The following is a 19,188-nucleotide window of genomic DNA, read 5'->3' as shown; positions in this document are numbered from 1 at the left end:
GAATACAACCGCTCCCGGCGCAGGATCGCGCCCTTCTCACCATGCCCGGCCGCGTCGTACTCCGCGAGAATCCGCGCCTTGTACTCCGCCGTGAACGTCCGCCGCTTCGCCTTCGGCTCGACCTCCGGGTCAGGCCGCGGCCGCTCGGGCTCGTCATCCACCCGACCATCATCGACCAGGCCCCGCCCGGCCGTCAGCACCATCGCCACGATCAACCCCTCCCTACCCGCCATACCTAGCCTAGACTGACGATGACCTCTGTCTCACATCATCTTGGCAGGTAGGGGAACAGGCGCCCGGCTGGTCCGTGGACGAGTTGTACGGAAACTTCCGGTGGGCTGAGCACCTGATGTGCGCTAGCGGCGGAGCCATCGGCGTGGCGGACTACGGCAAGGNGGCGGTCNANNTCTTTCAGGGCGTCGGCGACTGGGTCTTCGCTCCCGCGCTGTATGACGTCGCGAGCTACCGTGTCGACGAGTACGCGCAGCTTCTCGACGCGCAGGGTGTCGACGCGGAGGTTCCCGTCGAGATGCAGCGACACTCCCGGACGTTCATCCGGCAGCTGGCGGCCGAGATCGCCGCCGATCCACCGGACATCGTCGGATTCACCAGCACTTTCATGCAGAACGTTCCGTCACTCGCGCTCGCGAGGGAGATCAAGAGAGTCGCGCCGGGCGTCCTCACGGTGATCGGCGGCAGCAACTGCGACGGGCCGCAGGGGCCGGCCCTGCACCGGAACTTCGATCAGCTCGACTTCGTGATCAGTGGTGAAGGCGAACGGTCGCTGCCCGCGCTGCTGAGGTGTGTCGCCGCAGGTGCGAGTGTCGCCGACATACCCGGCCTCAGCTGGCGGTCCGACGGGATGACGGTCACGANCCCNCCCGCCGAGTCGTCCGTGCCCTTCGGCGTGGTGCCAGCCCCCGACTACGACGGCTACTTCCAGGCGCTCGAGAATTCGTCGCTCGGCCCCGGCATCCGGCCGATGGCGGTTCTCGAGACATCCCGTGGCTGTTGGTGGGGCGAAGTTCACCAGTGCACCTTCTGCGGCCTGAACGGATCGAACATTAACTTTCGGAGCAAGGCTCCCGAACGCATCGCGCACGAGGTCCGGGACCTGGCGTCGAGGCACCGCGTTCTCGACGTGGTGATGGTCGACAACATTCTCGACATGGGCTACATCGATAAGGTGATGCCGGAGCTGGCGGCCCTCGACTGTGATCTGAGGATTCACTACGAGATCAAGTCGAACATGACCCGCGAGCAGCTGGGCCGCCTGAGGGACGCGAACGTGCTCTTCGTCCAGCCGGGCATCGAGAGCCTGAGCAGCCACGTGCTTCGGCTGATGGAAAAGGGCGTGAGTTCGGCGCACAACGTGCGTATGCTGCGAGATGGCATGGATCTCGGCCTGAGCGTCACCTGGAACATCCTGTACGGATTCCCTGGGGAGACCGACGAAGATTATCAGAGCCTGCTGAGGAAAATGGCATCACTGGAACACCTCCAGCCGCCAACCGGCGCGTGGCGCNTTGCACTGGAGAGGTTCAGTCCCTATTTCGATGATCCTTCCATTGGATTCATGTTCCGCACGCCGGCGCGCTTCTATGAACTTATCTATAATGTTCCAAAAGGCGAGTTGTATGATCTCGTCTACCTTTTCGACGGCAGTACGCGAGGGATCGCGGGGCCGCTGGAGGACGACCTGAAGCAGGCAGTCAGAAACTGGGCCGAGGCCTATCCAAGGAGCACGCTTCTGTATTGGATCGACGACCAGGGCCGGGTGGTCATCGAGGACCAGCGGGCAAGCTGGCCTGAAGAGGTCATCGAGTTGGACGAGCTGCAAAGCAATGTATACCTCGATCTCTTCCAGGGAGCCGGGTGGGAGGGCGTGCGCCGACGGCTCGCCGACGGCGGCCAAGTCGTGACCGACGAGGNAGCCCGGAAGATCCTTCGTTACTTCGTCGACCGCGGTCTCGCCTTCGAGGACGAAGGGCGCTACGTGAGCTTGGCGCTCGAGGTCGACCCGTACCGCCGGAAGCTTGTCGACGGCAGAGAGGTCGCGGCATCCCGATGAGCGCCCTGCTGGATATCGACGGACTCAGGGCGCTGGCCGACCGCCACGGGCGCCGCCCGGCGGGCGGGCGACCGGGCGCCGCGGTGCTGGTCCTCGGTGCGGACTGGACCGGGCTCCCTGCTCCTGACGAACTGGGATCGCTTCTGCGGCGTGTGCCCGTCGCCGGTGTGCGGCTGGCTGAGGCCGTCGACCTGTCAGGACTCCCGGCTGACGTGACCGCGCGAAGCATCGCGCTGGTTCGCGAATGCTCCTCGATCGGAGTNCGGTTGTCGTGGTCATTGAGCCTGAGCCCGGACCAGATGGGGATGGTTCGGATACTCGATCACCTACCGCCTCCGGGGAAGGTGACCGTCCTGGGCGAGGGAGAACTCCCCCTCGGCCATTGGNGATCGGCGGGCAGTTTTGGTCTGTTCTATTTCCGGAAGGGGCCGGACTTCGTCTCCGTAGTCGACCAGAGGAGCGAGGCCACGAATCGGTTCATCGTCGACGACGCCGTCCTCATCGACGTGCTCCGGCAGGGAATGTCGGGATGCGCGTGGGCCGACGTGACCCGGACTCCGCAGTATGCCGCGGCCGCGCGGGACCTGGTGGGCAAGGGCTTGATCCTGCGCGTCGGCGACTATTGCGTCACTCTACCGGTGCATATGCGTCGTTGGCCGGTGGGGACGCTTCTGCTGGGCGGGACTCTGGCCGCGGCCGGCACGAAGAAGTCCGTTCNGACGGTTGACCGGCAGCTCTGACCGACTCCCGCGGCCCTCTTCCTGGAAGCCGGGCGGCCACCACAGCCGGGTCGCCACCGAAGCCGCCCGGTGCCAGGTGTGGCTCGGCAGTCTCGGGCGACTCGGCGCCGACCCGGCCGGCCGGTGACCCCAGACCGTCAGTAGTGGCTGTTCATGGCGGTACGCACCTCGGCGAGGGTTGCGTCGGCGACGGCTCCCGCTCGTTCGTTGCCCTCGCGGAGCACACGGCGCAGATGGGAGCGGTCCTCGGCGTAGTCGGCTCGGCGAGCCCGGATCGGTGCCAGGTAGTCGTTGACCGCTTCGATCACGATCTTCTNAAGTGCGGCGGCCCCGGCGGAGCCGATGTCGTCGGCGACCTGATGAGGGTGCCGGTTCTGGCAGAGCGAAGCGAGCAGGAGGAGGGAGGACACCTCGGGACGGTTCGCGGGATCGTAGGTGATGTGGCGCTCGGAGTCGGTCTTCGCTCCCTTGAGCAGCCGGGCGGNCTCGTCGGCGGTCGCAGCCAGGGCCACAGCGTTACGCCGGCTCTTGCTCATCTTGGAGCCATCCGTGCCGAGGAGAAGGGGCGCGCTCGACAGGAGCGCCTCGGGCTCTGGAAACAGTCTGGTGCCGTCGCCGTAGCGGTCGTTGAAGCGGCGGGCGATCGTGCGGGCGAGTTCGAGGTGGGGAAGCTGGTCCTGGCCCACTGGGACCAGGTTTCCCTTGCAGAAGAGAATGTCGGCGGCCTGGTGGACGGGGTAGGTGTACATCAGGCCACTGACGGCCGACTGCCGGGAATGCGCGATCTCCTCCTTGACGGTGGGATTGCGGTTCAGCTCGGCAACGGAGACAAGGCTTAGAAAGGGCAGCATCAGCTGGTTGAGGGCGGGGACGGCACTGTGTGTGAAGATCGTGCTGCGTGCCGGGTCTATGCCGATGGCCAGGTAGTCCAGGACCAGTTCCTCCACGTGGGCGGTCAGGTTGTCCGCTACGTCGCGATCGGTCAGAACCTGGTAGTCAGCAATAATCAGGAAGATCTCCGTCCCGAGATCCTGAAGGCGAACCCGATTGTGCAACGTGCCGAAGTAGTGCCCGAGATGTAGGCGCCCGGTAGGACGGTCACCCGTCAGTACCCGAAACCGCTCGGGGTTGCTGAGAATCAGTTCTTCCAATTCCGCGCTGCGCGCCTGGGCGGCGGAGGTTCTGAGCGCCGAGGTAGCGGGGTCCGAGTCTGTGGTATCTAGGCCTATGGACGCGGAATCAGTGTTCACGGGATCTCCTGGAAGGTCGGTCCCGCCGTCGCGATGGCACGAGCCCGATCCCCGAGACGCGAAGGGCCGTCCATCCGAACGGCGCGATCACAGCTGGGAAGGCGGCCGCTCCTACTACTGAGCTTTAATCTTCGAGGTCAAGCTGGTTTTCTGTGTTTGTCTACGGGCGGGTGTGAATCGGGTAGACCGGCTATATGAGATATGCGACGGGTGGCGGGTTGACGCCCGCCGAGCAGGTGGAACGTGAGCGGGTCCGGAGGGCTGCGGCCGGCCGGTTCGCCGCGGGGGCGAGCCAGGCCGAGGTCGCCCGGGAGTTCCGGGTGACCCCGAAGACCGCGAGCCGCTGGCACCACGCCTGGGAGGCCGAGGGCGAGTCCGGGCTGCGCTNGGCCGGGCCGGGGTCGCGGTGCCGGTTGGATGACCGGGACCTGGCCCGGTTGGAGGCGGTCCTGCGCCGGGGACCGGGGCCGTACGGCTGGGAGGATCAGCGGTGGACCCTGGCCCGGGTCCGCCAGGTGATCGCAGCAGAGTTCGGGGTGGACTACACCCTGGCCGGGGTGTGGCTGCTGCTGGACCGGCAGGGCTGGTCGTGCCAGCTCCCCGCCCGCCGCGCGGTCGAACGCGACGACGCCGCGGTCGACGCCTGGGCGCAGGAGGAGTGGCCGGCGGTAAAAAGACCGCGGCGGCCCAGGACGCCTGGATCTGTTTCCTCGACGAGACAGGACAGGGGCTGAGGCCGCCACGGGCACGGACCTGGGGCCGGCGGGGTCGGACCCCGGTGGTGCGGGTACCGGGGCGGGGNGGGAACGGCCGGGNGAGTGTGGTCGGGATGGTCTGCTACCGGCCCGGCTGGCGTCCGCGGCTGCTCTACCGGGCCCGGACCTGGCGGGGTGGTGGCGGGCGCAGGGGGATCGGCTGGGNGGACTGCCGGGATCTGCTGGCCGCCGCGCATGCGCAGCTTCCCGGGGGCCGGCTGGTGCTGGTCTGGGACCGGGTGAACATCCACCGGCAGACGGAGATGACCACGTTCCTGCGGGAGCACGCGGGCTGGGTGAGCGCGGTGCTGCTACCGGCCTACGCCCCTGAGCTGAACCCGGCCGAGGGGGTGTGGTCACAGCTCAAGCGCACCGCTGTGGTGAACCTGGCTGCCCGCGCCCTCGACGAGGTCTGCCAGGCGGTCAAGCACGGGCTGAAACGAATGCAGTACCGGCCCCCGTTGCTGTTGGGGTTCCTCGCCGAAACCGGTCTGGTCTGGGAAGAGCTATGGTCAACATGACTCCACGCATTAAAGCTCAGGAAGAGCGCCACCAGATGAGGCACGAACGGTCCACGCCCCCATATTAACAGCAGCCGTCTGGGCGGTTCGGTTCCGAGTGAAGACGGCCGGCCGACCCGGTGGCCGGTCATGGCGTCCGCCGGCACCATGTTCGACATGCCCGCCCGTGCCATCCGGCTCGACGCTCTCCAGAAGACCCGCCATCCGCAATCCCCCCGCGAGCTGACCGCACCGACCGACGTCCGCCATGACGCTGTTCACCCGTGAGGATGACAGCCCGACCACCACCGCACCGGCGACCACCGTGTGATCTGTCGGCCGAGCAGGAGGATCAGCGACCGGCCAACCTGCGTCCCTCGGTTCGCCGCCCTGGTCTACGACGTCGGCCGGTTGCTGCGACCATCGAGCGCACCGTGGATGTCAGCGCGCAACTGGGCGACCAGGCCGCGGGCTGTCCCGGTGCCAACGGCGAGCCGCTTGCGCAGCGTTTCCGCGGAGATGGGGCGTTGGTGCTGCTGTCAGTGCAGCACGTCCTCGGCGCGGGCGCGGTGCAACAGGTCCTGCCTGCGCGCCTCACGCGACAGCGGGCCCCCGACGGTAGTCCTGCCGGGCATTGGCTCGGCTGCCGTCGCTGAACACGCACACGATCCCCAGCCCGTCGTCGGTCACCGTGGCCGGCATCAGTCGTCCTCGCCAGGTTCGTCGGTGAACTCCGCCGCGACCTCGGTGTCCGCCGCCGGATCATCGGCCAGGCCGGCCGCCGCGCCGGCTCGCGCATACGCCTCCCCGAAAATCCGGGTGGTGTCCAACCGGCGAAGGTAAGCCTCCGTCGTGGTGACCGATGAGTGACCCATCAAATCCCGCAGCACCAGCAGCGGATCGGCTTTGCTCAGATACAACGCCAACGCGGCGTCCGGCCCGCCGTCTCCACCGGCCGCCACCAGTTCGGCGGCCCGCCGGTAATGCCCATCCACCAGCCGTTCCAACGTGGCCATCGCGAAAGAATGCCGCAGCCGATGCGGATGAACATGCGGGAACCGCAGCTCGACACGTGCCCGGATACGATCCGACGCGCGTTCCAAAACGGTCGCCCAGGCGGTGAACGGTCCGCCGTCCGAGCGGACCGCCAACAGGCACGAACCACCATCCGGAGCGACCAGCCGCCGCCGCTCGCCCGGCGTCAGCGCATCCCAGTCCCGGCGCNCCCCGTTAATCCGCCCGCCACGCATGTCCGGCTCGCTCACCCGCAGCGCAGGACCCCACCGGGCCGGCGGACACCATGATGCTCCTTCCACCGCGGCGGCCCGGTCCAGCGTCACATAATCATGCACAACCCTCAGCGCCTCGACGCTGATCCAACTGGTACGGAACTTACGGCCCTTGGCCACCCCGGACGGCACCGGCAGCGCCCCCGGCCGGGACGGCGGCGTCGGGATCTCATAGACCAGCAGCGACGAGAACTCCTGCAACCGCAGGCCCGTCGCCAACGCCAACCCGACCACCGCCCGGTTACGGGCAAGCTCCCGCCCCGCATAGCCAGCATCCGCCTGACCGTCCCGGTCCAGCCCGGCCAGCGCGTTCAGCAGCAACGTCGCAAAGTCGGCTTCCAGATATTTGATCGTGACGTGCGGTTTCGGAGTTCGGCGCATCGCCAGGTTCACCCGGACGTCACGCACCATGCCGCCGACCATGGCCTTCGCGGTCCGGTAGGTGAACGGCTCGGCCGACGCATAGCCTTCGGCCATCGCCCACCGGTAGAACATGCTCACGATGCTTATGTGCTGGCTCCACGTGCTCGCCGCCAGCCGCCGCTCCACCGGCCCCGCCGACCGGTCCTCGGCATATTTCCCAAGTGCCAGTTTGAGCTGCTCGCGCGGGCCGAGCACGTCGATGCCGTGCCCGGCCAGGAACTCCACCCAGTCCTTCACCGCCCGCGCATACGCCGCCCACGACCGCGGCGCCGGCACACCGCACGCCGGAAGCTCACGAAGCCACCGGTTCNCCACCGCCGCCGGCCGCACGCACCCCGGCCCGTCCTCGAACCGCAGATCGTCGTCGACCAGCACCGGCATGCGCTCGGGGATCAGCGGCGCTGCCTCGACATCCCACGACTCCCACCCCCGTGACGAGAAGAAGATCAGCAACATGGGAGTCGACGGTAGAACCACGACACGGCGCCGAACCACGACCAAAAACGCCGTGTCACCCCAGGTCAGCAGCGAATCGCTACACAGCAACTAAGTGGTTGAGCCTGGAAGTCCTTCGGNGGTGCAGTGATCAGCTGGGTTCGGTGGGGAGGTGGATGGTGCAGGCGGTGTCGAGGGCGTCCTGGGGGCTACCGGCGGGGNATCCGGNGAGCAGGGCGGCTTCCTCGTAGCGGTCGTGGGCGGCGGNGNAGATCGCGAAGCCGAACGAGTGGGCTGACCCGCCGTAGCGCAACCGGCACAGGGGGATCTCCTCGCCGTCGGGCAGGACGCCGGCGACGTAGGCGAACGCGCCACGGTAGGTGACCTCGGTGCGGGCGAGTTGCGGCCAGCGCTGCTCCGCATGATCGAGCAGGCGCAGCCGGATCGAGGACGTCGTGGACTCGGGGATCGCCGCCATGCCCACCAGTCTGCCGGCAGCCGGCAGATCGCTACGATCATCCCGCCGTCGCCTTGGACGCCCACCCCGCCTGCTCCCGGAGTGCGTGATGCCGTCACCCCGCGTTGCCGTACCCATAGACCTGACCGCGAGCGAACGCAGACGGCTCAAGGCCCGCGTGAACGGGCGCAGGACGCCGTACCGGGACTGGTAGCGGTCAACGATCGTGCTGGACGCGGCCCGCGGCTACTCCAACGCGCGGATAGCCCGGCGACTGTGCGTGACCGAGGACACGGTCCGCACGTGGCGGGGCCGGTTCGCGCGGCGACGCGAGGCGGGACTGGTCGACCTGCCCCGGTCGGGTCGGCCACGGCGGATCAGCGAGGCGGAACGGGCCGAGGTCGTCGCGCTGGCCTGCCGGTTACCCGCCGAGACCCAGGTGCCGCTGGCCCGCTGGTCGTGTCCGGAACTCGCCGCCGAACTGCTCTCCCGCGGCCTGGTCGACGCGATCTCGGCGTCGTCGGTGCGGCGGATCCTCGCCGAGCACCCGATCAAACCGTGGCGCTACCAGTCCTGGATCTTCGCGCGCGGCCCGGGCTTCGCCGCGAAGGCGAAAGTGATCCTCGATCTCTACGAGGGCTTCTACCAGGAGGAACCCCTCGGCCCCGAGGATCGAATCGTCTCGATCGACGCGAAGCCGTCGATCCAGGCGAGAGCCCGGATCCACCCGACCACCCCGCCCGCCCCGGGCAGGATCATCCGGGTCGAGCACGAGTACGAACGTCACGGCGCGCTCGCGCTGTTGCCCGCGCTCGACGTCCAGACCGGGAGGATCGCCGCCGTGCTGACCCCGCCGACGACGGGCATCGCGCCGTTCATGGAACTGATGGGCCAGGTCATGGCCCAGGACCGCTACCGGACGGCGAAGCGCGTGTTCGTGATCGTCGACAACGGCTCCGACCACCGAGGCCAGGCCTCGATCAACCGACTCAGGGCCGCCCACCCGAACCGCATCCTGATCCACACCCCGACACACGCCTCATGGCTGAACCAAGTGGAGATCTTCTTCTCGCTCGTCCAACGGAAGGTCGTGTCACCCTGCGACTTCGCCAGCCTCGACGTGCTCGCCGACACCCTGACAGCGTTCGTCGACCGCTACAACGTCACCGCCACACCGTTCAAGTGGAAGTACACCGCGGCCGACCTCGAACGCCACCTCGCCCGCCTCGACGACGACACAGCACCAGCCGTCGCGGGCTCCGTCGCTCGGTTGCCCGTCCCACCACCCGACACCAATGATCACGGGAGTCAGGTGAAGTCAGAACCAAATGCCAGAGCCCTCGCGCAGGCCGCCTAACACCCCCAAAGGACTTCCAGGCTCAACCACTAAGCGGAGAGAACCGACCGCGTCGAACGCGGCGCGTCCGCAGTGGCCGGCGATCAACGGTTCGGCGATGTTCAAGGACAGTATGACGAGGCTGGCGAACAGGAGCAGGCGCCGCGCCGCGCGCAGCACCACCTCGGGCCCGCCATGGACCGCGAGGTGCCTGGTGCCTAGAGCGCCGGTCAAGTAGTCATCAGGCTGCTTGCTGATCGTGTTTTTGGCGGGCGATGACGTGGAGGTTGTGGACGACGGCGGTGCGGCGGAGGTCGAACAGGTTCTTGCGCTGTCCGTGGTAGCGGGCGCGGCGGCCTTGCCAGTGGCCGATGTGGGCGAGGGTGTGTTCGACTTTGGTGCGTTCGCGGAGGCGGGCGCGGCCGGCGGGGGNGTGCTGGCGTTCGCGGAGCTCGGTGAGCAGGGCTTCGTCGGGGTGGATGGTCACGCTGCGCCCCGTCGCGCTGGTGGTGCATCGTTCTCGCAGGGGGCAGGCCGCGCAGACCTTCGCGGGGAAACGCACGGTGCGGCCTGGGGCGAAGGGCATCGTGACCTGGTGGGGGCAGGTGAGCAGGCCGCGGTCGAAGTCCAGGGTGAAGGCGGTNTTGGCATNCCGGCNGGNGGCATTACGTNCCCGCCACGCCTTGCAGAAGATCTCCAGGTTGGGGTCGCGGTCACGCACCAGGGTGGAAGACAGGTAGGCCCGGTCGATGTGGAGCTCGGTCAGGCGGAGATTCTGGGCGGCCAGGTCGTCGCTGATTGTGTTGGTGACGGTGGCTTCGGGCACGTTGGCGGGGGTGAGCCCGACCGCGGGCACCAGCCCGGTGTCCAGGTCGGTGACCACGTGGCGTTTGTACCCGTCGACGACTCNGCTGCTTAATTCGCGGTTGGGGTTGTGCGCTGCTGGCTGAGGCGGGTGAGCCTGCTGGCGCGGGGTGTGAAGGGTGGCTGGTCGGGGTTCCAGTGGGCGTCGAGGCGGAGGACGTTGACCGCGGTGGCGGAGAAGGCGTGTTGGAGGCGGGTCTTGGGCAGGCCGCGGTAGCGGGCGTTGCGCAGGCCGGTGACGTCGAGGGCCTGGTTGATCGTGCCCTCGATCCCAGCGCGCAGGGCGTACCTGGTCTTCCAGGTGTCGGTGGCCTGCTCGGCGCGGGCGGTGGCCAGGGTTTCGTGGAGTTCTCGGGGGCGCAGGCTGAGGTAACGGGTGCGGCGGGTGGAGGTGGTGCACGCTTTCTGGGTGGGGCAGGGGTGGCAGTCGGTGCGGGCGAACGCGACGACGATGGCGTCGCGTTCGTGCTGGCGGACGGGGTACCAGCCGGTGCTGGTGTGGCCCTGCGGGCAGCGGACCTGGCGGGCTTTCCAGTCGATCCGGAACGCGGCCTTGTCGAACCCGGCGTTGGCCTTGGCCTGGGGTGAGTGGTCGAGGAGGGCTGGGGTGACCATGGTGATGCCCCGGGTGGCGGCGTCGTGGATGAGGTCGGCGCTGGAGTAGCCGGCGTCGAGGTAGTGCTCGCCCGGGGTGAGGCCACGCTCAGCGAGGCTGGCCTGGACGATCTCGGTGGCCTTCACGTCCGGGACGCTCGCCTGGGTGGTGAGAACGTTCGTGATCAGCCGTAACGGCAACACGTCGGCTCCGGCTCCGGCTCCGGGGGGAGGGTCGCAGGTTTCGGTGAGGTGGACCTTGTAGCCGCACCAGAACAGGTCGTCGCCCTTGGCCGCCCACCGCGCATCGCGGTCGTAGGGGGAGGCCAAGCGACGATGTCCAGGCGGGACACCCTGTCTGTCGGCGTCCNGCTTTGCGATCACCTCCCGTCCCCGGGGATCGGTGGACAGGATCGGTGGACAGGTAGTAGGTCTGCACCAGCATCTCGCGCAGGAACGCCACCGCGGGGATCTCGCCCAGCCAGCCCGGCGCGGTGGAAGCGGCGACCGCCCGGCACAGGGCGAGCGCGTCCTGCCCGAACACCACGGCAAGACGGNCCCGGGCCGTCTTCGACGACGGCATCGTCCACCCGTTGACCCGCTCGCCGTAGCGATGCGCCAACTCGTCGATGCCCACGGTGTCGGCCAGCCAGCCGGGGGCCGCGACCGCGAGGGCCTCCAACACCGCCCGCACACTTTCCCCGGCGAGCTCGGTCCGGTTTAGGTCCCGGACCGCGCTGATCACATGGGTGGAGTCGGTGCGCGCCCTGCGACCGCCGCCGATCAGGCCCTGGTCGACGCAGGCCTGCAGGAGCCGGTCGAAGACCACCCGTTCCAGGCCGTGGTCGGCCAGCCGGGCGCGGAACCGGGACAGCACCGTCGGGTNGAACCCGGTATCGGTCAGCTCCGCGCCGAGCGCGTACTTCCAGTCGATCGCGCGGACCGCCATCGCCGCAGCCTGCCGGTCGGTCAGGTTCTCGGTGAACTGCAGCACCGTGACCAGCGACAACACCGCCGGCGGCAGACCCGGCGCCCCCCGGCGCCCGAACGCCCCGGTGAACGGCTCATCGACCAACNCCTCGGCCAGCCGGTCCCGCAGCCGCATCGCCAACGTCCCACGCGGGAACGCCGCCCGGGCGACCGCCACGGTCTGCGCCGGGATCTCGGGCAGCCCCTTCGGCTGCAACGACATGCACTCCACCTCCCGCAGCCCACGACACGACCAGGACCGCAGAGGAGATCATGCCGCACCAACGACACCCAGCCGAATTAAGCAGCAGAGTCGTCGACCAGGACGGAGCGGGACTTACGGCCGTGGGCCATGTCCGGGTCTTCCACGCTGATCCGCCGGTTTTTGGCGACCCCGCGGCGCAGCCGCGCTGTCCCGGCCGTGGTGACCTCGNCGTCCTGGTCGCGGACCTGACGGGCCACCGCGACAGCGGCTTCGGCCGCCTCCGGGGCGGGCTGGGCGGCCACGAAGGTCTCCACCGCCTCCAGGGCGGCCAGCACCACCGCCAGGGCACGGTCCCGCTCGTCGGGATCGTCCCAGTCGGCGTCCAACGCGGCTTTGAGGCTGGACCCGGCCAGCACCGGTGCCCCGGCCTGGCCGGCCAGGACCCTGGTTCCCTCGGCCCGCCCCCACCCCTGCTGAGCCGCGATCACACCCAGGGCCTTGCGCAGGGCGTGTCCCATCATGTTCGGGGTGTCCTCCACCCGGCCGGCACCCCACAGCGGGCTGGAGTCCAACGCTGCGCGTAACGCCCGCGGCCCGAAGCCCTTCGTCACCGTGGCGATCTCGACGGTGCATTCGACCAGCCGCCGGTCCCACCCGGCGCCGATCAGCCGGGCGCGGAAGCCCACCAGGATGCCCTTGGAGAAGGGAGACCGGTCGGTGTCCAGACAGTCCAGAACCAGCTGCCAACGCCGGTCCATCACCGTCGCCTCGATCACCTCGTCGTCGGAGACACCGGTATAGGCCTGCAGGATCAGCGCCAACGCCAACTGCGCCGGCTGCCCTTTCGGACTGTCGCGGTAGACCTCGGCCAGCTCGGTCTGGAACGCCTCGTCGAACAGCTCNTGNCGATNCCGGCGCAGNAACACNAACANCTNCGCCCGCCGCACCAGTCTGATCACAGTCTGTTCCGCGGTCGAGGGCTCCACCGGCGGAGCCCATATCCCAGGACGCATCAGCCAGCACCTTCCGATCAAGACGGGCACATGACACCCGCCGACCGGTGCCGCCTACCACAGCTCACATACGGCTACCTGACCGGCGCTCTAGCAGCGCGACCACGGACAGGTCCACCGCTGGTGCGACTACGGCGCCACCCAGATCGGGACCCCCATCCGCACCCCGAGCGCGAGGCTGTTCCCGAACCCGAAGAGGAACGTCAACGCGACCACCACACCGACGATCACGGNCACGATGCGGGCCGAGGCGCCCGGAACCGCCAGGTATGCGGAACGCCTGTTCGATTCGCTAGATGATGTAGACCTCGGCGCGGTCACTGGGCATCACCCCTGGTCAGGGCCCGGGTAGCGACCGGCCGNACGGCGATTTCAGGGCCAGCAACCAAGATCAAACGGTTCTTAGAGCGTGTCTTACGTCGAGCGTGGGAGCTTCTTCCAGCAGGTGATCGCGGCAGCCAGGCAGAGGAACCCGAGGAAGTTGTAGCCGTTACGTTCGTAACGCGGGCTCAGGCGGCGGTAGCCACCGAGCCAGGCCAGGGTTCTCTCGACTTTCCACCGGTGCCGGCCGAGGCGTTCGGTACTGTCCACACCACGGCGGGCGATCCGCACCGCGATACCGCGCCGATGCAGGAAACGCCGTCGTTCCGGCTGATGGATCTTCGAGCCCGGTTTGCCGCGGTCGACCGGGTTCGGACCGGTCAGGCTTCCCCCTTTTTCGCTCGCAGGCTGGCCGCGTCCACGATCGCCGATGACCAGTCGACCCGTCCGGCCACACCGTGCAGGTCCAAGATCTTGCGGTGCGGTCGAGGCCAGACACCCGCCCGGGTCCACGCCTGGAACCGACGGTGCGCCGTGGGTACCGACACCCCGAACTCGGACGGCAGATGCCGCCAAGCACACCCCGAGGTCAGCACGTAGACCACCGCGGTAAACACCGCCCGATCCTCGATCGGGGCAGTCCCACCGCCCTGCCNGCGGGCCTCGAACCGGGGCAGCNGCGGTTCCACCAGCTCCCNCAACTCGTCCGGGACCAGCCGCCCGGCAAGGCTGCTCTCCAACACATCCATGATCGATATGTACCCCGGGCAGCCACGCAAGACACGCTCTTAAGTCGCGGAGTGCTTGGGTGGGTGTGGCAGGTGCTTTGACCTGCGCCAGTGCGACATCTCAGACCCACCCATCTTTACAGGTGGTCCGGTGGGCGGGCCGATGGGTGCTCCGGTGGGCGGACGGACGGGAAGTTTGGATAATTCATACCGAACAGGAACGTAGCGACCCATGCGGGAGCCTGCGAGCGTGCGGATGCCCAGCGGCCGAGGTCGTCCAGATGTGAACACGTGGCCTGTAGGGCTACGAGTCGGGCTGTCCTTGGGCAGTCCCAGCGGAGCCGGTGGCCTGCGCCAGCGGCGCCCTTGCGGGGTCGCCGCTCAAACAGGGGACCGGCACGGCGACCGGTACGGCTACCCGATGGGCAGGGGGTGTGCCGACACAGCGAGGCTCCCGGACGACGCCAGCGCATCCGGCCGCGCCCTCGGCATCCGGGGCATCGCGGTTGGTTCCCGGCGGCGGCAGCGGGGGCAGGTGGCCGGTTGGCGCACGCACGTCATGGCGTCGATCACCAGCCGGTCCGCCGGCCGCATCCGCACGCGGTCGGAGGCGTCCACCAGCCGGTGAACGTCGGTGCCGTACGCGGTCGCCAGCAGCGCGAGAATCTGCGGGGTGAGCCTTCGCCGCGCGGACGTGTCCGGCCAATGCTCCAGTTCACACAAATAGGGACCGGTGATGGAAGCCCTGCCGTCCGGGTCAAGGCCGAGACGGGCCGCTTGTCTATTGATGTGGTCGGCGGCTTGTAGCTGCGTCCAGCCGTGCGCGTGGCGGAAAGCGGCGCGAGGGCGAAGTTGATAACGTCGGATGAACTCGTCGGCTATCTCGGCCTGCGTCATTCCCGCATGCAACAGGTGGACCCGTAGCGCATTCTGTTCCGCTCGCATACCAGCTCGCCCCATGTTCCCCCTTNCCCGGCCAGGTTGCGATGCGTCAGGCCCGGTGCGGCACAGCTTCGGGCAAGCTGCGGCCGGAGGGGGTCCGGTGCCACGGGTCCAGCGCGCGCAGCGCGTCAGCGACCCGCCGCAGGGTCTCCGGGTCGGTGCGGTAGACGACCGGCGCCGTAGGCTGCGGCCCGACCCTCGGTGTCCGCGTCGGCATCGGCGTAGCGGCCTGCGTCGGCGGCGGCGTGGCTTGCAAACCACCGGGAATCTCGGCCCAGACAACTTTTCCGCCGGTCTTTACTCTCCACCACGACCATNGGCGCGACAGCGCGTCGACCATCAGCAGGCCGCGTCCGTCCTCACTGAACAGGTCCGGGCTTTTGATACGGGGAGCGGTGTCATTGCCGTCCCGCACTTCAACAAGGACGTATTCTCCTGTCGCGGTGAGCCGTATGGCCACGACGTCTTCCGGGCGGCTCGCCTTCACGGCATTCGAGGTCAATTCACAAACGACGAGTTCGACAGTGTTGACGGTGTCGGAGTCGACTGACCATTCCCTGAGCGTGCAGGCCGTGCTCGTGCGCACGTCGGGAACGGCGGCGGCTGTCGGCGGGAAGTGCGCCACGGCCACCCGGATCACAGGCGATGAGTCACCAGTCATGCTGAGCCCCGTGCGGCGGTCAGCGCGCGGACGGCAGCCCAGCGGCCGATGATCCGGATGGTCACGACCGTGAGTGCTGTGCAGGCTGGCGCCGCGCCGTGTCGCCTGCGGCTGCGGCTGCGGCTGCGCCGAGAGCGGGCAGGTCACAGCCGGGCAACACGGCGAATTCGGCCCACGCCACCAGCTCACAGCGGGCGTGGGATAGGCGGCGGCTGACCTTCGCTACACGGTCGTCGAGTGTCAGGGGGAGGCGGGTTCGCGCCTGCCGCATCCGCACGTGCGCCCACTCGTGGGCGGTGTCGAAGTCGGGGAATGCCCCGAGCGGTCGTCCGTCCGCGTCCCACGCCACGAACCGGCGTTCGTCCATGGACCCTCTCCCTTCGGTCTGCGACGGGCAGCCCCCGCGCCGCGCCTCCGTCTCCGTGCCGCAGACAGCAGGGCGCGGCAGATGCCGCCGAGGAGGGCTCCTTGGCAACGCAGAGAGACGCGAGCGTCCGCCGATGGCAGCGCCGTAGGCGGCCAGGCGGCCACTCTCGGCGCGCCTGCTGTCACGCAGAAGTCAAACACCGTGAGGACCCAACATGCAAGACTCACAATGCAAGCTGAGAGATGTTGATATTGTTTCGAAACAGCGACCGGAGTCTTTCATTTCGGGTGATGGACTACCCTCAAACCGAAGGAGGGGCGATGCCAGAAGGCAGCACGACGACGGGCTCGACCGTGCCGCGCCGCCAGCTCGGCCGGTACCTACGCGATCTTCGAAACCAGGCGAGGCTGACCGTGCGGGCAGCCGCACGGCGCCTGGAGTGGTCCGAAGCCAAGATCTGGCGCATCGAGTCGGGGCTGACCTCGCTTCGGAGCTTTGACGTAGAGATCATGTGCCGGATCTACGGTGCACCCACCGACCTGACCGAGGCGCTGATGGGGCTCGCGAAGGAGACGAAGGCGCGCGGCTGGTGGCACAGCTACGGCGACGTCATCCCGGCCTGGCTCGACCTGTACATCGGGCTCGAAGAGGCAGCCTCTCGCCTCTGGTGCTACCAGGCGGAACTCGTTCCCGGTCTCCTCCAAACAGAGGAGTACGCACGGACCCTGATCCGAGCGGAAGACCCCGATATCGAGAACGACGAAATAGACCGGCGAGTTCATGTACGCATGGCCCGGCAGGCGTTGCTGACCCGAGTGACCGATCCCCCGGTCCTGAATGTTGTTCTCAGCGAGTCGATTCTGCATCGCCCCGTTGGTGGCCCGAAGGTGCTCGCACAGCAACTCGAACGGATTGCGGACGTAAACCGGCTGCCTAATGTCACGATCAAGGTAATGCCGTTCAGTGCCGGCCTACACACGGGCGTCACGTCGGGTCCGTTCGTCGTTCTTCGGTTTCCCGAGAACGGAACCGGACGAGCGGGGGAACCGCCAACGGTTTACGTGGAGGGACTTACCGGAGCGTTGTATCTAGAGAAAGATCGTGAGGTAGAGCAATACGAAGAGTCGTTCAGCGCGATGTGGGAATCTGCGGCCGAGCGGGACGCGAGCACCAAGATGCTCATTGATCGAGCTAGGAGTCTCGAACCATGAACAGTCACGATCTTTCCGGCGCGGTGTGGCGCAAGAGTAGCTACAGCAACGCTAAGGGTGAGTGTGTCGAGGTTGCATTCCTTGACGGCGGCCTTGTCGCCCTACGGGACAGCAAGGACCATGGAACCGGGCCTGCGCTGGTCTTTACCAGTGCGGAATGGTCGGCGTTCGTGCGTGGTGTGACGGATGGAGAGTTCACGGCCTAACAGCCGATACGGTGTCCACAGGGCGCCGAGATAGCATTTTACACGTCTTCACTATTGTTGCCCGTCCGCGTGGCGCTCGAACGCAGGCGGACGGGTGACACTCCGCCCGAGCGACGAGAGAGATAGGGTTTCCATCGTGCCAAACGTCCGCGCTAAATTGGATCTCAGGTCGGGATCCTATAACGACGTCTTGAAACGTGTCGAGCGATCACTAGACGTTCACTTTGACCGAACCGCGGTCGTGCGGAAGCGACGCTCAATTGGCCTCGCCAGCGATAGAGGAACCTGGGTCCGTGTTGAGGTTCGATCTCCAGAGAAGATGACCGGTCAGGGATGGAACGGAGCAGAGACCTCATCGATGCTTCATGGCGTGGCCCGGCCCGTCTGGAGGCAAAGCGTCTCTTGGAACGATCCCGACCAGGATCTCATGTGGAGGGCTGACGAGACAGATTTCGTCGCGGATCATCCCGTTAAACCCGGTGGTATCCTCACTACCGATCCCGACCTTTCTGAGGCGTGGTGGGCGACGCTGAGATCTTCGCTGGCCGCGCTTGCCGGGCATTCGACCACCCGGCTAGCTACTCCTCACACCGAGACAATAACGCAAGCGCGGGTGGACCTGGCAATCAGTCGGGCCTGTGGCGGCAAGATCGACACTAGGATCGAGCAATGGTCAGCCGCGCATGCCGACCTAAATTGGGCGAATCTCACGGCACCAGAATGTATGCTGCTTGACTGGGAAGACTGGGGAATGGCGCCGCGCGGATTGGACCCAGCGAACCTGTGGGTCAACAGCCTGGCAATTCCCGACCTCGCCAGCCGCATCTACCGAGAGTACAGAGAGGAACTGGAAAGCAAGACAGGTAAGATCATGACGCTATTTCTGTGCGCGGACATTGTCAGCGCGCCCGCCTCGTATTCAGGGCCGCTTCACGAGCCGGCATGTCAGGCTGTCGAAAGGCTGGTGAAAGACCTTCAGATGTGAGCGCCTCTCTCACGGAGGAGCTGCCGATAACGAGCGATCTGGTCTAGGTCAACCTTTAGCGCTTCGGCTGACACAAGTTCCCTCATATGGTCTGTGCTGCCGGAACTCACGGCTATCCGCGTTACTCTTGGCAGCTCATATGACACGCGGAAGACGGCTTGCACATTTGACCCTTCTTCGTTTGGCTGAAGAAAGGTGGCCGCCTTAATTCTCTTCCAGACGTCGCGTGCGGCGTCCCCGCCGAACGGGCTCATCCCCCACAGGCGATCGGACGGGACGCCCAGACGTTGCGCCGCCCGCTCGCTCGCGTCGAGCTGGTCAGACGGCACCGTCAGCCCCGCGCGGACCATGAGCACGTCTGGCGTGGGAGCCTTCGCGAAGAGATCGCCGTCAAGCGCCCGGATCAGCGGCGCCGTATCCCAGGACGATATTCCCCACGACGCGCACAGACCCATGGCTACCGCTTCATACAGCGCCGCGCACGCCGCATCCAAGCGCTCACGGGCTTGTACGGGGCTCACTCCCACAAGGGACTTCTCAGGATTATGCAGAAAGACGACGTCCGGGATGCGTCCAAGGTCGCACGCTGATTCCTCCACCGCACGGCGAAGCCGGCCGGGAGCGAGGGTGTGAACTACCCGTCCGGACTCTCGGAAGAAGCCGACTTTCGTCGAGATGGAGAACATGGAAAGTAAATCGCCCACGACGCTTGAGAGAAGGCGATGCGAGTCGAACCCATGATAGTTGTAGCTTGTGTCTAGGCATTGAATGCCAACGGCAAGGGCATCCTCTAAAGCTTGCCGTCTGTGGTCAGACCGGTATAGCCCGAGAATAATTCCGGAGTCAGTTCCGCGCATATGCCCTCC

The 19,188-nt window shown here is 67.2% G+C and carries 18 protein-coding genes and 4 pseudogenes; 8 read left to right on the top strand and 14 right to left on the bottom strand.

What is annotated here, in order from left to right; translation table 11 throughout:
• Nucleotides 1-209: pseudogene (locus tag CED_RS19000) on the bottom strand (hypothetical protein); the annotation flags it as partial.
• A gap of 98 nt (nt 210-307) precedes the next feature.
• Between CED_RS19000 and CED_RS18995 the strand changes: the two are divergent.
• Nucleotides 308-2,071 carry a RiPP maturation radical SAM C-methyltransferase gene (locus CED_RS18995; protein ID WP_255361133.1) on the top strand — a complete coding sequence of 588 codons (1,764 nt, stop codon included), beginning with the start codon at nt 308-310 and terminating at the stop codon, nt 2,069-2,071.
• Nucleotides 2,068-2,811: a DUF5825 family protein gene (locus CED_RS18990; protein ID WP_035912918.1), complete on the top strand. Its 744-nt coding sequence runs from the start codon at nt 2,068-2,070 to the stop codon at nt 2,809-2,811. Before CED_RS18995 ends, CED_RS18990 begins: the two co-directional genes overlap by 4 nt.
• Nucleotides 2,812-2,948: 137 nt before the next feature.
• Here CED_RS18990 and trpS read toward each other — a convergent pair whose 3' ends face one another.
• Nucleotides 2,949-4,061, bottom strand: coding sequence for a tryptophan--tRNA ligase (gene trpS / locus CED_RS18985; RefSeq protein ID WP_051868925.1), 1,113 nt, complete (start codon nt 4,059-4,061; stop codon nt 2,949-2,951).
• A gap of 194 nt (nt 4,062-4,255) precedes the next feature.
• Here trpS and CED_RS18980 point away from each other — a divergent pair, with 194 nt between their 5' ends.
• Nucleotides 4,256-4,795 (top strand): winged helix-turn-helix domain-containing protein, encoded by a 540-nt coding sequence (locus tag CED_RS18980; RefSeq protein ID WP_035912916.1) that lies wholly within the window; start codon nt 4,256-4,258, stop codon nt 4,793-4,795.
• A complete protein-coding gene (locus tag CED_RS18975) occupies nt 4,762-5,337 on the top strand; it encodes a transposase (RefSeq protein WP_369807860.1) in 576 nt (191 codons plus the stop codon). The genes CED_RS18980 and CED_RS18975 overlap by 34 nt, the downstream gene beginning before the upstream one ends.
• Nucleotides 5,338-5,711: 374 nt before the next feature.
• Here CED_RS18975 and CED_RS25550 read toward each other — a convergent pair.
• From CED_RS25550 to CED_RS18965, 3 genes and pseudogenes are all read right to left on the bottom strand, one after another.
• Nucleotides 5,712-5,915, bottom strand: a pseudogene (locus CED_RS25550) (hypothetical protein); the annotation flags it as partial.
• A 102-nt stretch (nt 5,916-6,017) separates the two neighbouring features.
• The gene (locus tag CED_RS18970) at nt 6,018-7,484 is read right to left on the bottom strand and encodes a site-specific integrase (RefSeq protein WP_035912913.1); all 1,467 of its coding nucleotides are present in this window, start codon (nt 7,482-7,484) and stop codon (nt 6,018-6,020) included.
• Between the two features lie 130 nt (nt 7,485-7,614).
• Nucleotides 7,615-7,941, bottom strand: coding sequence for a hypothetical protein (locus CED_RS18965; protein ID WP_035912924.1), 327 nt, complete (start codon nt 7,939-7,941; stop codon nt 7,615-7,617).
• Nucleotides 7,942-8,146: 205 nt separating this feature from the next.
• Between CED_RS18965 and CED_RS18960 the strand changes: the two genes are divergently transcribed.
• A complete protein-coding gene (locus CED_RS18960) occupies nt 8,147-9,277 on the top strand; it encodes an IS630 family transposase (protein ID WP_035912911.1) in 1,131 nt (376 codons plus the stop codon).
• Nucleotides 9,278-9,497: 220 nt separating this feature from the next.
• On the opposite strand, the pseudogene CED_RS18950 reads toward CED_RS18960, so the two are convergent.
• From CED_RS18950 to CED_RS18910, 8 genes and pseudogenes are all read right to left on the bottom strand, one after another.
• Nucleotides 9,498-10,160 (bottom strand): annotated as a pseudogene (locus CED_RS18950) (transposase); the annotation flags it as partial.
• A gap of 11 nt (nt 10,161-10,171) precedes the next feature.
• Nucleotides 10,172-10,861 carry a transposase gene (locus CED_RS18945; RefSeq protein ID WP_035912905.1) on the bottom strand — a complete coding sequence of 230 codons (690 nt, stop codon included), beginning with the start codon at nt 10,859-10,861 and terminating at the stop codon, nt 10,172-10,174.
• On the bottom strand, nt 10,824-11,906 hold the full coding sequence (locus CED_RS26365) for a transposase (protein WP_152569798.1): 1,083 nt from the start codon (nt 11,904-11,906) through the stop codon (nt 10,824-10,826). Before CED_RS26365 ends, CED_RS18945 begins: the two co-directional genes overlap by 38 nt.
• Nucleotides 11,907-11,983: 77 nt before the next feature.
• The gene (locus CED_RS18935) at nt 11,984-12,814 is read right to left on the bottom strand and encodes a transposase (RefSeq protein ID WP_160172412.1); all 831 of its coding nucleotides are present in this window, start codon (nt 12,812-12,814) and stop codon (nt 11,984-11,986) included.
• Nucleotides 12,815-13,315: 501 nt separating this feature from the next.
• A pseudogene (locus tag CED_RS23055) lies at nt 13,316-13,971 on the bottom strand (transposase).
• A 393-nt stretch (nt 13,972-14,364) separates the two neighbouring features.
• Entirely contained in the window at nt 14,365-14,895 is a 531-nt protein-coding gene (locus CED_RS18920; RefSeq protein ID WP_235187154.1) for a hypothetical protein, read from the bottom strand.
• 46 nt (nt 14,896-14,941) lie between these two features.
• Complete coding sequence (locus CED_RS18915; RefSeq protein WP_235187153.1) at nt 14,942-15,523, bottom strand: ATP-binding protein; 582 nt, start codon at nt 15,521-15,523, stop codon at nt 14,942-14,944.
• Between the two features lie 91 nt (nt 15,524-15,614).
• Complete coding sequence (locus CED_RS18910) at nt 15,615-15,920, bottom strand: hypothetical protein (protein WP_035912889.1); 306 nt, start codon at nt 15,918-15,920, stop codon at nt 15,615-15,617.
• A 320-nt stretch (nt 15,921-16,240) separates the two neighbouring features.
• Between CED_RS18910 and CED_RS18905 the strand changes: the two genes are divergently transcribed.
• From CED_RS18905 to CED_RS23050, 3 genes are all read left to right on the top strand, one after another.
• Complete coding sequence (locus tag CED_RS18905; protein WP_011434863.1) at nt 16,241-17,131, top strand: helix-turn-helix transcriptional regulator; 891 nt, start codon at nt 16,241-16,243, stop codon at nt 17,129-17,131.
• A complete protein-coding gene (locus tag CED_RS18900) occupies nt 17,128-17,337 on the top strand; it encodes a DUF397 domain-containing protein (protein ID WP_011434862.1) in 210 nt (69 codons plus the stop codon). Before CED_RS18905 ends, CED_RS18900 begins: the two co-directional genes overlap by 4 nt.
• 133 nt (nt 17,338-17,470) lie before the next feature.
• Nucleotides 17,471-18,322, top strand: coding sequence for a hypothetical protein (locus CED_RS23050; RefSeq protein WP_369807859.1), 852 nt, complete (start codon nt 17,471-17,473; stop codon nt 18,320-18,322).
• Here the strand turns inward: CED_RS23050 and CED_RS18895 are convergent.
• Nucleotides 18,313-19,188 (bottom strand): aldo/keto reductase (locus CED_RS18895; RefSeq protein ID WP_235187152.1); only part of this gene is annotated, 876 nt, incomplete at its 5' end. The genes CED_RS23050 and CED_RS18895 overlap by 10 nt on opposite strands.

Source organism: Frankia sp. CeD, from assembly GCF_000732115.1.
Classification (GTDB): Bacteria; Actinomycetota; Actinomycetes; order Frankiales; family Frankiaceae; genus Frankia; species Frankia casuarinae.
Note: the sequence above shows the minus strand (reverse complement) of the source record. Positions and strands in the feature narration are given on the sequence as shown.

Coding starts and splice junctions, on each gene's coding strand:
- CED_RS18920 (WP_235187154.1), bottom strand. CDS start 14,895: ATGCGAGCGGAACAGAATGCGCTACGGGTCCACCTGTTGCATGCGGGA.
- CED_RS18910 (WP_035912889.1), bottom strand. CDS start 15,920: ATGGACGAACGCCGGTTCGTGGCGTGGGACGCGGACGGACGACCGCTC.
- CED_RS18905 (WP_011434863.1), top strand. CDS start 16,241: ATGCCAGAAGGCAGCACGACGACGGGCTCGACCGTGCCGCGCCGCCAG.
- CED_RS18900 (WP_011434862.1), top strand. CDS start 17,128: ATGAACAGTCACGATCTTTCCGGCGCGGTGTGGCGCAAGAGTAGCTAC.